The following is a 14,418-nucleotide window of genomic DNA, read 5'->3' as shown; positions in this document are numbered from 1 at the left end:
CGCGCAGGTGAGGACCGACGACGTGGCTTTGCCACGTCGGGCCACTAAAACGAGAGCGGCCCCGGAAGCGATTCCGGGGCCGTTTCGCGTGCGCTACGGATTGGGAACGGAGCGTTGACGGATCATACGGTCGACCAGGATTTCGTGGCCGAACATGCCCATGTGCCCATATCGACCGCCGATCGTGGTGCGCGAACCCACGAACTCGACCGCAAAGGCGAGCGAGTGCGGTGATGAACCATCGGGGTCGAATGGTCGGCACAACGGGCTTTGGCACCCGGTCACCATCGGCAGGTCGGCGACGAGGTAGGCCGGCAGCCGTGGGTTCCACCGCGTCCCACGTGATCGTCCGGGAAAGAAACGACTGCCAGTCATCTCGTCGTGAACGATGACACCGGACCAGCGCCGGGGCGGATCGAACCGCAGGCAGTCGCGATCCGGCAATCGTCGCCCGTCATGCACGCGCAGCGTGTAGGGCGATTTGAAGATGGGGAAGCGGGCGTGCGTCCGGTCGAGCAGTCGGGCATAGGCATCGGGCGGCACGGGGCCGCTGGGGCCGCAGCCGGTCAAGAGCGCCAGCGCAACACAAACGAGCCATCGCATGACCCTTCGCTCCATATTGATGCGCACGATCGTCAGAACCCGGCCCACCCGATCGCTGCGCCGACACCGACGATTACCGGCGTCACCCAGCCGCCCCGCAACCGCCATGCCATCAACGACGCCACGACGAACAGGACGATGGCAATCGGCGGCGCCTCAACCCGCCCGCCGGTCGCCGCGCCCAACTGTACGAAGGTCGCGCCGATGATGCCGACGACTGCCGCCGCCACGCCGGTCAGCGCGTGGCGGAGCGACGGCGCGTCGACGATCCGCTCCAGCCGTTCGAAGAAGAGGAGCGAAAAGGCGAAGGCGGGCAGGAACATGCCGAGCGTGATGGCGAGCGCGCCGACGACGCCGGCGGCGACATAGCCGACGAAGGTGGCGAAGATGACCAGCGGCGCTGGGATGACGTTGGCGAAGGCGACCCCGTCGAGGAACGCGGCATCGCCGATCCAGCCGCGCCCGACCGTGTCGGCGCGGACATAGGGAATCGCGGTATAGGCCCCGCCGAAGGTCAGCAGCCCGCCCTTTAATCCCGCAACGAACAGCGCGAAGACGGTCAGCGGCGCTGCTGCGGAGGCGACCGGGGCGGATGGGGACATCGTCAGTGCGGCGACGGCGGTGGCGATGCCGGTCAGGCCGATCGCGATGGCTGCGACCGGTCGATCCTTTGCCGCATAGACGCCGCCGCCGACCAGCAACGGTATCCAGAACGGGACATTCACCAACGTCGCTCCTGCTGCCACCAACGCGACAACGGCCAGCAGCCGGTCCTCGACGACATGCTGCCCGATCCGCACGACCGCGCGCAGGATCACGGCAAGGATCGCGATCTGGATGCCCAGCAGCAGGCCGCCCATGGCGACGCTGCCCTGTACCACCGTGACATACAGCCAGCCGACCAGCAGCATCAGGGAGAAGCCGGGCAGCATGAACCCCAGCCCGGCGAGCAGTCCGCCGATCCGCCCGCGCGCCAGCACGCCGAAATGGACGCAGAGTTCGTGCGCCTCCGGCCCCGGCAGGATTTGCAGCACCGCCAGCAGCCGGTTGAACCGCGCCTTGTCGATCCAGCGTTCCTCCTCGACCAGCGACTGCCGCAGCATCGCGATCTGCGCGACCGGCCCGCCAAAGGCGAGGCAGCCGAAGCCAAGGAATTTGCCGAACAGCGCAAGAAGCGACAGGGCGGGGGGACGGGGCGGGGTGGTTTCCATGGGGTGCGCTCCTAGGGGCCGTGACGAGCGGCCGACGGAGCGGAACTTGGGCGGTGGGCCGCCTGAACGGGCGTCCGCGCCAGCCCGTGCGACAAATCTGGCCCGCGCCACCGTGCGAAGTCAAGCCGGTCCCCCCTCGCGCGCGTGGCTTGGCGCTGCTATCCCCCGCCCATGCCTCATCTCTATCTCGTCGACGGCTCCGGCTATATCTTTCGCGCCTATCACCGGCTGCCGCCGCTGACCAACGTCCATGGCGAGCCGGTGGGCGCGGTCTATGGCTATACGTCGATGCTGTGGAAGCTGGCGGATGCGCTGCACAAGGCGGACGGGCCGACGCATATGGCGGTCATCCTCGACAAGTCGTCGAAGACGTTCCGCAACGACCTGTATGACCAGTATAAGGCGCATCGGCCGCCGCCGCCCGAAGACCTGGTGCCGCAGTTCCCGATGATCCGCGACGCGACGCGGGCGTTCAGCCTGCCGTGCATCGAAGAGGAGGGGCTGGAGGCCGACGACATCATCGCCTGCTATACCCAGGCGGCGCTGGCGCAGGGTTGGGCGGTGACGATCGTCAGCGCCGACAAGGACCTGATGCAGCTGATGACCGATCCGTCGGTCGACATGCTCGACACGATGAACAACCGGACGCTGGGGCCGGAGCATGTCGTCGAGAAGTTCGGCGTGACGCCGGACAAGCTGGGCGATGTTCTCGCGTTGATGGGCGACAGCGTCGATAACGTCCCCGGCGTGCCGGGTGTCGGGCCGAAGACGGCGGCCAAGCTCATCAACGAGCATGGCAATCTGGAGGCGGTGCTGGCCGCCGCTTCGACCATGAAGAAGGGCAAGCTGCGCGACAATCTGATCGACCATGCCGACAATGCGCGGTTGTCGAAGGTGCTGGTGACGCTGAAATGCGATGGCGGCCTGCCCGAACCGCTCGACGCGCTGGCATTGCAGGGGATTCCGGAGGCGCCGCTGCGGGCGTTCCTGGAGCATCACGGGTTCCGCACGCTGCTGAACAAGCTGGGTAGCGTCGCCGATGTGCGGGTCGAGACCCCCGCCGCGCCGGTCGCGCAGGACGATGAACCGGCGTGCGATCACGACGCTTATGAGACGGTGGTGACGCAAGAATCGCTCGACCGTTGGGTGACGGAAGCGCGGGCGCAGGGTTGGGTTGCGATCGATACCGAGACGACCGGGCTGGACGCGACGCGCGCCGAACTGGTGGGCGTCAGCTTGGGCGTGGCGCCGAACCGGGCGTGCTATGTGCCGATCGGTCATGGCGGCACCGACATGTTCGCCGAAAAGCCGGAACAGTTGCCGCGCGAGGCGGTGCTGGCGACGCTGAAGCCGCTGTTCGAGGACGAAAGCGTCCTGAAGATCGGCCACAATCTGAAATACGACATGATCGTGCTGGCGCGGGCCGGGCTGGCGGTTGCGCCCTATGACGACACGATCGTGATGAGCTTCGCGCTCGACGCCGGGCTGCACGGGCATGGCATGGACGAACTGGCGGCGACGCACCTCCAGCATAGCTGCATCGCGTACAAGGACGTGGTGGGGACGGGGAAGAAGCAGGTCGGCTTTGGCGAGATCGACCTGAAGACCGCCACCCGCTATGCCGCCGAGGATGCCGATGTGACGCTGCGGCTGTGGCGGCGGTTCAAGCCGCGCCTGCCCTATGAACAGGCGACCAGGGTGTACGAGATGGTCGACCGTCCGCTGGTACGCGTGATCGCCGACATGGAGCAGGCCGGGATCAAGGTGGATGCGGGCGTGCTGGCCAAGTTGTCGGAGGATTTCTCCGCCCGCATCGCCGCGCTGGAAACCGAAATCCACGAACTGGCGGGCACCAGGTTCACCATCGGTTCGCCCAAGCAATTGGGCGACGTGCTGTTCGTGACGATGGGGATCAAGGGCGGGCGCAAGGGCAAGTCGGGCGTCTATTCGACCGACGTCAACGAACTGGAGCGGATTGCCGCCGACAAGGATTCGCCCGGCGCCGCGATCGCGGCGAAGGTATTGGACTGGCGCCAGCTGTCGAAGCTGAAAAGCACCTATACCGATGCGTTACAGGCGCAGATCAATCCCGCGACCGGGCGGGTGCATACCAGCTACAGCCTGACCGGGGCGCAGACGGGGCGGCTGTCTTCGACCGATCCGAACCTCCAGAACATCCCGATCCGCACCGAAGTCGGGCGGCAGATCCGCGATGCGTTCGTGGCCGAGCCGGGCAACGTGATCCTCGCGGCCGATTATTCGCAGATCGAACTGCGGCTGGCGGCGCATATCGCCGACGTGCCGCAGCTGCGCGAGGCGTTCGCGCGGGGCGACGACATTCACAGCATTACCGCGCAGGAGCTGTTCGGCGAGGTGAACCGCGACACGCGCGGACGGGCCAAGACGATCAACTTCGCGATCCTCTATGGCATCAGCCGCTGGGGTCTGGCTGGGCGGCTGGACGTCAGCGCGGACGAGGCGCAGGCGATGATCGATCGCTATTTCGACCGCTTCCCCGGCATCAATCGCTATATCGCAGAGACGACGCAGAGCGTGCGGACGACCGGCTTCACCACGACGCTGTTCGGGCGGAAGACGCATTTCCCGCGCATCCAGTCGAAGGTGCAGCATGAGCGGCAGGGCGCCGAACGCGCCGCGATCAACGCCCCGATCCAGGGGACCAGCGCCGACATCATCAAGCGGGCGATGGCCCGGATGGGACCGGCGCTGGCCGAGGCGGGCCTGAGCGAGGTGCGGATGCTGCTACAGGTCCACGACGAACTGGTGTTCGAACTGCCCGAGGGGTTGGTCGAGGCGGCGACGCCAGTGATCCGGCGGGTCATGGAAACGGCGGCGGAACCGGTGGCGCAGCTGTCGGTGCCGCTGGGCGTGGAGATCGGGACGGGACCAAGCTGGGGCGCGGCGCACTAAGTGTTTGAGTGGGATCGACTTCGCGATGAGGGAGAGGCGCATGGGCTATCGTGAAACGCTCCAAGTCTGGGTTCTGGAAGCTCTCAGTGCGTTAGGCGGCTCAGGCGCTATCGAGGAAGTCGCTCGAGAAATTTGGCATTCTCGCGAACCCCAGCTCAGGGAAGGCCCTGGCTTCTTTTCTTGGCAATACGACATGCGCTGGGCTGCTCAAAAGCTTCGCGAGCGAGGCAAGTTGGGCCTGCGAAAGGAAAGCGGTAAGAGCGTTTGGTATTTGAAGCCTTGAAATTTGTTCGGAGGGAGTGCTTTAACGTCCCTTACCCCGTAGCCAGCGGTCGATTTGCGCGATCTCCTGCTGTTGGGCGTCGATCACCGTCTGCGCCAGCTTGCGCGCCTCCGCGTCCTTGCCATGCGCCAGTTCGGCTTGCGCCATTGCCACTGCTGCTACGTGGTGGACCCGCATCTGCTGCATGAAGTCGGCATCGGCGTCGCCGGTGAAAGCCGGTGCATTAGCCATCATCGCGGTCATAGATTCCTTGTAGGCGCGGGTCGCCTCGGAATCGTTCGGCGCAAGGTGCATCTGGTCGCTATGCCGGTTCGGCGCGCCATCGGTCTGATGGCTGGTCGCGGCGGGCTGCCCACCGCAGGCCGTCAGCACAAGTGTGCCGAAGATCAGGGGAAATGCCTTCATGGTTCAACTCCGGGACTGTTGCCGAACCAAGCGCCCAGTCGCGTGATCGTTCCGTTTCGTGCCGACCGTTGCCCGCAAGCCGCACCCTGCGGCCAAAGCGTAAACGGGGGCTATGGAGCGGGCGCGCCCTCGCGTATGAGGCCGCGATGATCGATCCTTCGCGCGTCGCATGACCGACGCGCCGACCCCGCCGAACGACGACATCGCCGCCCTGGCCAAGGGCGGGCGGACGAACGTGTTCGGCTTTGTCCTGCGCCTCGTCGCGCGGTTGCCGTTCCTGTTCATCGCCGGGCGCATCTATGGTCCGGAAATCGTCGGGCGGTTCGCGCTGGCGGTGCTGGTGGTCGAGCTGGCGGCGCTGATCGCGACGCTGGGGCTGAAGCGCGGGCTGGCGCAGGCCTTGTCCGAAACCGACCGGCCGCACGCGCATGTCGTGTGGGACGCGCTGGCCGTCGCGTTCATCCTGTCGGTCGCGGCCAGCGCCGTGCTGTTCGTATTCCCGCAGGTGATGTACCCGAACAGCCAAGTGATCGGGTTCGAACGGCTGCTGCCGCTGATCGTGTTCGCGATCGCGTGGTCGGATGTCAGCCTCGCCGCGCTCGCGTACCGGTTGAACGTCAAGGCGGCGGTGACGGCGCGTGCGGTGGTGGAGCCGTGGACGATCTCGATCGCGGCGTGGGGCTTAAGCTATTATTCGACGCGCGACGGCCTGATCATGTCCTATGTGCTGGCGATGGCGGCGGCACTGGTCGCGTCGATCGTGCCGTTCATCCGCAGCTATGGCCTGCCCTATGGCTGGTCGCCGCACCTCCGCCCGATGCTGGCGCTGGTGAAGCGCAACATGCCGCTGGCCGGGGCCGATGCGATCGAATGGGGCACGCGCAACGTCGACCGCTTCATCCTGGGGCTGTTGTTCGGGCCGGCGATCGTAGGCATCTATTACATGGCGCAGCAGGTGGCATCGCTGCCGCAGAAGCTGAAGACCAGTTTCGACCCCGTGCTGGGCCCGGTCATCACCCAGAGCCTGGCTGCGAACGACAAGGGCGCCGTCGCGCGACAGGTGCGGCAGGTCGGTTTCTGGATCGTCACGGCACAGGCGGCGCTGGCGCTTGCCGGGAGCATTCCGGCATCGGGGGTGATGGGCGTGGTCGGACGCGAGTTCGTCAGCGGGGCAGGGGCGCTGTCGTTCCTGCTGATCGCCGAAGTGCTGGCGGCGAAGGGGGCGGTGTCGGAAGCGGCGCTGGTCTATATCGCGCGGCATCGCAACCTGATGATCTCGATCGGGTTGCTGTCGTTCCAGGTCGTGTTGAGCTTTGCGCTGGTGTTCGCGATGCGCGCGCTGGGCCTGCCGCAGAATTACGCGGCGGTCGGGCCGGCGATGGCGCTGTCGATCTCGGTCGGGCTGGGGTCGGTCATCAAGTCGGGGCTGTTGTCGAAGCTGCTCGGCCACAGCGTGCGCGATTTCCGGCCGGCGTTCCTGTGGGCGGTGCTGACCGCGACGATCGTCGGGTCGGCGATCATGCAACTGCCTAAGCGGTTCGAATGGGCGGAAATGCTGTTCGGCATTCCGATCATCCTGGCTACCTATTTCGCGATCCTGTGGCGCTGGGCATTCCGGCCGGAGGACAAGGCGCTGTTCCACAAGAGCGCGGCGGCAAGCGAGGCGCATATCCCGACCGACCGGTACAAGGTGTAGCGACCCGTCGTTGCGGGAACTACCGGCCGAGATGCGCGTATCCGCTGCGCAGCCGGAGCGATCGATGACGGAAGCGGAACGAACGGAGCAGGGGATCGGCGGCGCCTTTGCGGCATCGGGCCGGATCGCACCGATCCGCGCCCTCGTCGTGACGGTCGTTGCGGCCGCTTTGCTGTTCGCGATCGGGACCGTGGTGGTCGACGGCGATATGGTCGCCTATGTCGCCGGCGGCGCCATCCTCTGGTTGACGATCGCCAAACTGTTCGCCGAATGGGCGCGGCGGCTGCATGACCTGGACATTGCCGGTTGGTGGGGCGTCGCGGCGGGTGCAGCCATGCTCGCCATTGTCTTCGTGCTGACGGTGTCCGGGGCGGATGCAGTGCTGCCTTGGGTGGCGATCGGCTGTGGCGTGATCGTTGCGATCGTGCTGCTGCTGCCGGGGAAGCGGGCGGAGAACCGCTTCGGCCCGCCGCCCGTCGGCTTTGCCGCCGCCGGGGTGCGCCGGGGCGGGCTGGTCTGGGCGGTGATCGCGGCGATCGGCGGGGGCCTGATCGGCTACGCGCTGATCGATATTTCCAACGGTATGCGGGACGCGCAGCAGCGGACCCGGCAGGCCATTGAGCGGCAGGAGACGCGATGACCATCGCCAATCCGGCGCGGCTACAGGCGGCGCGGCGGCAGATCGAGGCGTTTCGGCTGGCGGGTGTTCCGCCCAAGGGTGCCGCACCCGACGCTGCACGCAAACTGCAACTGAGCCCTGCCGGCTGGCCGGTCACGCGGGGGGCGCTGGTCGCGCAACTGGTCGACCGGATGGGCGGCGTGCGCCAGCCGATGCAGGCGAATACCAGCTATTGCGGGCCGGCATCGTTCCTCTACTGCCTGCTGGAGGATCGGCCGGACCTGTATGTCGCCTATGCTACGTCGATCTGGACGCATGGCGATTACCGGATCGGCGACCTGGAAATCGATCCCGACCCCGGCACCGCCGCCGCGCTGGGCGGGATCAACGTGCAGCGCGCGCGCAATCCGAAGGGTGGCCATATCTCGTCGCTCGACTGGCTGATGATGGCCAGCCTGTCGATCGCGACCCGCCAGTGGTTCGTGCCGGGCAGCAGCGCGCAGGCGGACGATGTCGCGCGGTCGATCACCTATCCGTGGGTGCTGAAACGCTGGTTCGCAGCGGTCGGCACCCGGCCGGTGCATGACAGCATGGGGCTGGGGCTGGGCAAGGCGGGCCTGCGCGAGTTCGTGCAGGCGATGCATTATTGGGGGCGGCACTGGATCGTGCTGCAGATCGATTCCAGCCTGATCGTCGGCGGCACGACCAGCACGTTCGAAAACCGGCACTGGGTGGTGGTCGATCCGCATTACCGCCCGCGTGTGCGCGACGGCGAAGGGCGCGTGGTGCCGCTGGGCGATATCGTCGAACGGATCGTGCCACGGGCGATGCCGCGCGCCGGCGTATATTGGGATGACAGCGCCGTCCGCGACTGGCGCATGGACCTGCGCCTGTTCAGCTGGGGCAAGGAAGGCGTGCGCGCGCGGACCGACCGGCTGGGCGACGTGCCCGCACGCTTCTACGGGGCGTTCGCCTTTCCCCGGTTCGGCTAGGTGGCGCTTACCGGAACGGCGGTTCGTTGAACGCGCGCAGTTTGCGGCTGTGCAGGCGGGCGCCTTCCAATCGCAGCTGCTCGCACGCTTCGATGCCGATGCGCATATGTTCGTTGATCGCGCGTTCGTAGAAGCGGTTGGCCTGGCCGGGCAGCTTCAGTTCGCCGTGCAGCGGCTTGTCCGAGACGCAGAGCAGCGTGCCGTAGGGGACGCGAAAACGGTATCCCTGGGCGGCAATGGTCGCCGACTCCATGTCGATGCCGACCGCGCGCGATAGCGAAAAACGCAGTGCCGAGCGGCTGAAACGCAATTCCCAGTTGCGGTCGTCGGTGGTGACGATGGTCCCGGTGCGCAGTCGCTTCTTCAGTTCGTCGCCCGACTGGCCCGACACGATCTCCGCCGCGCGGGCCATGGCGACCTGCACTTCGGCGATGGCCGGCACCGGGATTTCAGGCGGCAGCACGTCGTCGAGGACGTGATCGTCGCGCAGATAGGCGTGGGCCAGCACATAGTCGCCGATCCGCTGGCTGGGACGCAGGCCGCCGCAATGCCCGATCATCAGCCACGCTTCGGGCCGCATGACGGCGAGGTGATCGCAGATCGTCTTCGCGTTCGACGGGCCGACGCCGATATTGACCAGCGTGATGCCGGTGCCATCGGGCGCGACGAGGTGATAGGCCGGCATCTGGTGCCGCCGCCACGCGCTGTCGCTGACCATGCGTTCGGCATCGTCGCCGGCGGTCGCCAGCACGCCGCCGGCGCCCGACAGCGCGGTATAGCGGCTGGGCGTGCCGTCGGCGGCGGGCTTCAGCTGTTCGCCAGCCCAGCGGACGAATTCGTCGACATAGCGATGATAGTTGGTGAACAGCACATATTGCTGGATATGTTCGGGCGGGGTGCCGGTATAATGCCGCAGCCGGGCGAGCGAGAAATCGGTGCGCAAGCCGTCGAACAGCGCCAGCGGGCGATGCGCGTCATGACTGACCCACAGGCCGTCGGCGATCTCGTCCCCGATATGCGCCAGTTCGGTCGCGGGGAAATGGCGGGCGAGTTCGGTCGCCGATACGGCATCGAGGCTGAGCGCATGGCCCGCGTCGAGGACATAGGGAAACGGGATTTCCTGCCGCCCGGCCACCGCCTCGACCGTGACGTCGTGATTCTCGATCAGCAGGTCGAGCTGTTCGGTCAGATAGGCGGCGAACATCGCCGGCTTGGTCACGCTGATGCGATATTCGCCCGGTGTCGTCAGCCGGCCATAGGCGCGCGACGGCGTCGGCCGCTCGCTGCTGCCGCGATAGGTCAGGCGGATTTCGGGATAGGCGAACGACCCGTCGACCCGCGCGGAGGAGGGTGGGGGCGTGCCATCGGTGAGATAGAGGTCCAGGGCGGCGCGAAGGCGCGCGACCGAGGCGGTGTAGAGCCGATCGAGTTCGGCGACGATCTGGGAAGCCTGCGTCATCGACCGTGGCTAAGGCGGCTTGGCGTGCAACGCAAGCCCCCGGCGCATGGACCATGCGCCGGGGCACGCGGACTCAGGTGGCCGAGGGCGGGACCTTCGGCGTGGCATCGGCCTCGCGCTTCTTTTCGATCAGCTTCGATGCGCCGAATGCGGCACCGGCGATGGCGGCGGCAGCGCCGGCCACGATCGCGGCGGTCGCGCCGGGATGTGCCTTTACGGTTTCGGCCGTCGACTTGGCGGCGCTGCTGACCGCATCACGCGACTTGGCGGCGGCATCTGCCACCGCGTCGCGGGACTTCGCGGCGGCGTCGCTCACGCTTTCCTTGGCAGAGGCGTAGGTCGCCGATGCCTTTTCGGCGAGCGTGCCCGACGTTTCGGCGACGTCGTTCGCAATGTCCTTTGCGGTATCGTTGGTGATCGTCGTGTTGGTCATGACGTTCCCTTTCCTGATCGATATGGCTGCGTAACTACCGACTAACTCGAACGGCCGCCGCCGGTTCCGTTACGGCCGGCGCGAAACCGGCGGGCGGTGCGGCGGCGATGCCGGTCCCGAAGTCCGATCGCTGCGACCGGGACGCCGCCCCGACAAGGGGCCTGGCGACGTCCAGGGCGGCGACCGGATGGCCGATGGTCAGAGCGACGCGAGCAGATTTTCGGCCGAGCTGACCTTGAATTCGCCCGGCGCCTCGACATGCAGCGCCTCGACCACGCCGTCGTTGACCAGCATCGCATAGCGTTGCGAACGGGTGCCCATGCCATAGGCGGAACCGTCCATGGTCAGCCCCACCGCCTTGGCGAAATCGGCATTGCCATCGGCCAGCATCGTCACCTTGTCGCCCGCATCGCCGGACTGCGCCCAGGCCGACAGGACGAAGGCGTCGTTGACCGACGTGCATGCGATCTCGTCCACGCCCTTGTCATGGAATGCCTGTGCCTGCTCGACATAGCCGGGCAGGTGGCGCGCCGAACAGGTGGGGGTGAACGCGCCGGGCACCGCGAACAGTGCGACGCGCCGTCCGGCGAAGAATTCCTCGGTCGAAACCTGGTCCGGCCCGTCGGGCGTAACCTTGGCGAGCTTGGCAGTGGGCAGGCGATCGCCGACCTTGATCGTCATGAACTTCTCCGCTTCGGACCTGACGCGTCACGCGCGCCGCCTTGCAGGTTGGGAGCGCGCACGGACCTTTTCAACCATGGCGCTCGGCCGCGGGCGGGGTTAGCGTCGTTTCCATGATGGAACAGACGCGATTCCTTGCCGGACAGATATTGCTTGCCATGCCGGGGATCGGCGACCGACGGTTCGACCATGCGGTGATCGCGATGTGTACCCATGACGAAGACGGGGCGATGGGGGTCGGCATCGGCGATACGATCGACGGGCTGGGGCTGCACGCGCTGCTCAAGCAGCTCGACATCGAACCGGGCGAGGCACCCGATGCGCCGATCCATCTGGGCGGTCCGGTGGAAACGCGGCGCGGGTTCGTGCTGCACGACGACAGTTGGGGCGGACAGGATACGATCGACGTCGCGGGCAAATGGGCGTTGTCGGGGTCGATCGACGTGCTGCGCGCCATCGCGGCGGGGACCGGGCCGGCACGCTATCTGATCGCGCTGGGCTATGCCGGGTGGGAGGCGGGGCAGCTCGAAACCGAGCTGTCGCGCCACGGCTGGATGAATGTCGCGGGGGATGGGGCACTGTTGTTCGACGTGCCGACGACCGGGCGATGGCGCGGCGGATTCGCGGCGGCGGGGATCGATCCCCGGCTGCTGGCGCTGGGCGCGGGGACGGCCTGACCGTCGCAAAGCTTTGTTAGGGACGTCCGTATAGGGTCGCGGTCATGTCGATCCTGTCCAGCCTGTGGGAATGCGTGAAGCCCACGCTCGTCGTGTGGACGTTTGGGTTCGCAACGATGACCGCCATCGAATTGCTGGCGCCGCGCGAGCGCTATTCCCTGCGCGGGCGGCTGCCCGGCCTGCTGTTCTGGGCGATCTGGCTGGCGATCAGCGGGGTCGCCTATGCCGGTTTCCGGGCGCTGTGGTCCGCCTTCGGCATCCCGCCGCTCGTCACGCTGCCGACCGGGGCGGGGTGGCAGACGCCCGTCACCTGGATCGTGGCACCGATCGCCGGCGCGATGATCTATGACTTCTTTTTCTACTGGTGCCACCGCGCGCAGCATCGCTGGCTGTGGCGTTATCATGCGGTGCATCATTCGATCCGCGAGATGTCGGCGGTCAACGCGTTTCACCATCCGATCGAGCCGTTCGTCCAGATCCTGCTGATCGCGCTGCCGACCAGCCTGATCGCGAGCGAGGCCGCACCCGCGGTGCCCGCGATACTGATCCTGCTGCACCTGCAGGCATCGTTCATCCATGCCGACAGCCGATGGCATCTTGGCCCGTTGTCGCGCTTCGTGGTCGACAACCGGTTCCATCGCATCCACCATTCGATCGAAACGAAGCATTTCGACCATAATTTCGGCGCGTTCACCACGCTGTGGGACCGGTTGTTCGGGACGGCTTGGATGCCGGCGAACGACGAGTGGCCTGAAACCGGCATCGCCGAGGTCGATCAGCCGCGCACGCTGCACGATTGGGTGTCGCTGCCCGTGGTCTATGATCGCGCCGTCGATGCGCCCGCACCGCCGCCCTCCGCGATCACGATATAAAGGAATCTTTATATAGGATTTGCGTTTCGACAGGCGGCTGGGTAGAGGCGGGCCATCCGCCATGGGTGCGACCCATGGCCCCATGCAGGAGCATTTCATGGCCACCGCCATTGCCGACAAGCAGACCGATTACGTCATTAAGGACATCGGCCTCGCCGATTTCGGTCGCAAGGAAATCGAGATCGCCGAAACCGAAATGCCGGGCCTGATGGCGCTGCGCAGCGAATTCGGCGCGTCGCAGCCGCTGAAGGGCGCACGCGTCACCGGCTCGCTGCACATGACGATTCAGACCGCGGTGCTGATCGAGACGCTGACCGCGCTCGGCGCCGATGTCCGCTGGGCGACGTGCAACATCTTCTCGACGCAGGATCACGCTGCCGCCGCGATCGCCGCTGCCGGCGTGCCGGTGTTCGCGATCAAGGGCGAAAGCCTGGCCGATTACTGGGATTATGTCGGCGACATCTTCAACTGGGGCGATGAAACCGCCAACATCATCCTCGACGACGGCGGCGACGCCACCATGTTCGCGCTGTGGGGCGCGAAGCTCGAAGCCGGCGCGACGCTCGGCGAGCCGGAGAATGAAGAGGAAGTCGAGTTCCAGCGTGCGCTGAAGGCGTTCATCGCCAAGCGTCCGGGCTATCTGACCGAGACCGTCAAGAACCTGAAGGGTGTTTCGGAAGAAACCACCACCGGCGTCCACCGCCTGTACGAGATCGCGAAGAAGGGCGAGCTGCCCTTCCCGGCGATCAACGTCAACGACTCGGTCACCAAGTCGAAGTTCGACAACCTGTATGGCTGCAAGGAATCGCTGGTCGACGCGATCCGTCGCGCGACCGACGTGATGCTGGCCGGCAAGGTCGCCTGCGTCGCGGGCTTTGGTGACGTGGGCAAGGGCAGCGCCCAGTCGCTCCGCAACGGCGGCGCACGCGTCATGGTCACCGAAATCGACCCGATCTGCGCGCTGCAGGCGGCGATGGAAGGCTTCGAGGTCGTCACGATGGACGAAGCCGTCGAACGCGCCGACATCTTCTGCACCGCGACCGGCAATGCCGACGTCATCACCGCCGAGCATATGGCGAAGATGAAGCCGATGAGCATCGTCTGCAACATCGGTCACTTCGACAGCGAAATCCAGATTTCGGCGCTGTCGAACTATGAATGGGACGAAGTGAAGCCGGGCACCGACCTGGTGAAGTTCCCCGATGGCAAGCAGATCATCGTGCTGGCGAAGGGCCGCCTCGTGAACCTCGGCTGCGCCACCGGCCACCCGTCGTTCGTGATGTCGTCGTCCTTCACCAACCAGGTGCTGGCGCAGATCGAACTGTGGACCAAGGGCGAGAACTACAAGAACGAAGTCTATGTCCTGCCCAAGCACCTCGACGAAAAGGTCGCGGCGCTGCACCTCGAAAAGCTGGGCGTGAAGCTCAGCAAGCTGACCGAGAAGCAGGCGTCGTATATCGGCGTGCCGGTCGAAGGGCCGTTCAAGCCGGACCATTATCGCTACTGATCGCATCGAGGATCGACACAGGAAAAGGGGGCGGGCATCCACCGGGTGC

Annotated in this window: 14 protein-coding genes; 8 read left to right on the top strand and 6 right to left on the bottom strand. The window is 66.3% G+C overall.

Annotated elements, in window-relative coordinates; all coding sequences use genetic code 11:
• Window positions 1-93: 93 nt before the first annotated feature.
• Complete coding sequence (locus QZ755_RS10220) at window positions 94-630, bottom strand: hypothetical protein (RefSeq protein WP_294322480.1); 537 nt, start codon at window positions 628-630, stop codon at window positions 94-96.
• Window positions 631-635: 5 nt separating this feature from the next.
• Complete coding sequence (chrA, locus tag QZ755_RS10215; RefSeq protein WP_294322478.1) at window positions 636-1,814, bottom strand: chromate efflux transporter; 1,179 nt, start codon at window positions 1,812-1,814, stop codon at window positions 636-638.
• 171 nt (window positions 1,815-1,985) lie between these two features.
• Between chrA and polA the strand changes: the two genes are divergently transcribed.
• Both polA and QZ755_RS10205 read left to right on the top strand, forming a co-directional pair.
• Window positions 1,986-4,745, top strand: coding sequence for a DNA polymerase I (polA, locus tag QZ755_RS10210; protein WP_294322476.1), 2,760 nt, complete (start codon window positions 1,986-1,988; stop codon window positions 4,743-4,745).
• 40 nt (window positions 4,746-4,785) lie between these two features.
• Window positions 4,786-5,028 carry a hypothetical protein gene (locus QZ755_RS10205; RefSeq protein WP_294322474.1) on the top strand — a complete coding sequence of 81 codons (243 nt, stop codon included), beginning with the start codon at window positions 4,786-4,788 and terminating at the stop codon, window positions 5,026-5,028.
• 21 nt (window positions 5,029-5,049) lie between these two features.
• On the opposite strand, the gene QZ755_RS10200 is transcribed toward QZ755_RS10205, so the two are convergent.
• Complete coding sequence (locus QZ755_RS10200; RefSeq protein ID WP_294322472.1) at window positions 5,050-5,433, bottom strand: DUF305 domain-containing protein; 384 nt, start codon at window positions 5,431-5,433, stop codon at window positions 5,050-5,052.
• Window positions 5,434-5,602: 169 nt separating this feature from the next.
• Here QZ755_RS10200 and QZ755_RS10195 point away from each other — a divergent pair, with 169 nt between their 5' ends.
• From QZ755_RS10195 to QZ755_RS10185, 3 genes are all read left to right on the top strand, one after another.
• Window positions 5,603-7,129 carry an oligosaccharide flippase family protein gene (locus QZ755_RS10195; RefSeq protein ID WP_294322470.1) on the top strand — a complete coding sequence of 509 codons (1,527 nt, stop codon included), beginning with the start codon at window positions 5,603-5,605 and terminating at the stop codon, window positions 7,127-7,129.
• A gap of 64 nt (window positions 7,130-7,193) precedes the next feature.
• Window positions 7,194-7,769, top strand: a complete 576-nt coding sequence (locus QZ755_RS10190; RefSeq protein WP_294322468.1) for a DUF805 domain-containing protein — start codon at window positions 7,194-7,196, stop codon at window positions 7,767-7,769.
• Window positions 7,766-8,740: a hypothetical protein gene (locus tag QZ755_RS10185; protein ID WP_294322467.1), complete on the top strand. Its 975-nt coding sequence runs from the start codon at window positions 7,766-7,768 to the stop codon at window positions 8,738-8,740. The genes QZ755_RS10190 and QZ755_RS10185 overlap by 4 nt, the downstream gene beginning before the upstream one ends.
• Before the next feature lie 7 nt (window positions 8,741-8,747).
• Here the strand turns inward: QZ755_RS10185 and QZ755_RS10180 are convergent, their stop codons facing one another.
• From QZ755_RS10180 to QZ755_RS10170, 3 genes are all read right to left on the bottom strand, one after another.
• On the bottom strand, window positions 8,748-10,199 hold the full coding sequence (locus QZ755_RS10180) for an AMP nucleosidase (protein ID WP_294322465.1): 1,452 nt from the start codon (window positions 10,197-10,199) through the stop codon (window positions 8,748-8,750).
• 73 nt (window positions 10,200-10,272) lie between these two features.
• Complete coding sequence (locus tag QZ755_RS10175) at window positions 10,273-10,632, bottom strand: hypothetical protein (protein WP_294322464.1); 360 nt, start codon at window positions 10,630-10,632, stop codon at window positions 10,273-10,275.
• Window positions 10,633-10,830: 198 nt separating this feature from the next.
• Window positions 10,831-11,313: a peroxiredoxin gene (locus QZ755_RS10170; protein WP_294322462.1), complete on the bottom strand. Its 483-nt coding sequence runs from the start codon at window positions 11,311-11,313 to the stop codon at window positions 10,831-10,833.
• Between the two features lie 116 nt (window positions 11,314-11,429).
• Between QZ755_RS10170 and QZ755_RS10165 the strand changes: the two genes are divergently transcribed.
• The 3 genes from QZ755_RS10165 to ahcY all read left to right on the top strand — a co-directional run bounded on the left by QZ755_RS10165 (window position 11,430) and on the right by ahcY (window position 14,369).
• Window positions 11,430-11,990, top strand: coding sequence for a YqgE/AlgH family protein (locus QZ755_RS10165; RefSeq protein ID WP_294322685.1), 561 nt, complete (start codon window positions 11,430-11,432; stop codon window positions 11,988-11,990).
• A gap of 44 nt (window positions 11,991-12,034) precedes the next feature.
• Complete coding sequence (locus tag QZ755_RS10160; RefSeq protein ID WP_294322460.1) at window positions 12,035-12,862, top strand: sterol desaturase family protein; 828 nt, start codon at window positions 12,035-12,037, stop codon at window positions 12,860-12,862.
• Between the two features lie 97 nt (window positions 12,863-12,959).
• A complete protein-coding gene (gene ahcY, locus QZ755_RS10155; RefSeq protein ID WP_294322459.1) occupies window positions 12,960-14,369 on the top strand; it encodes an adenosylhomocysteinase in 1,410 nt (469 codons plus the stop codon).
• Window positions 14,370-14,418 lie beyond the last annotated feature (49 nt).

The organism is uncultured Sphingomonas sp. (assembly GCF_913776855.1).
GTDB lineage: Bacteria > Pseudomonadota > Alphaproteobacteria > Sphingomonadales > Sphingomonadaceae > Sphingomonas.
This window is presented reverse-complemented; position numbering and strand designations above follow the sequence as displayed.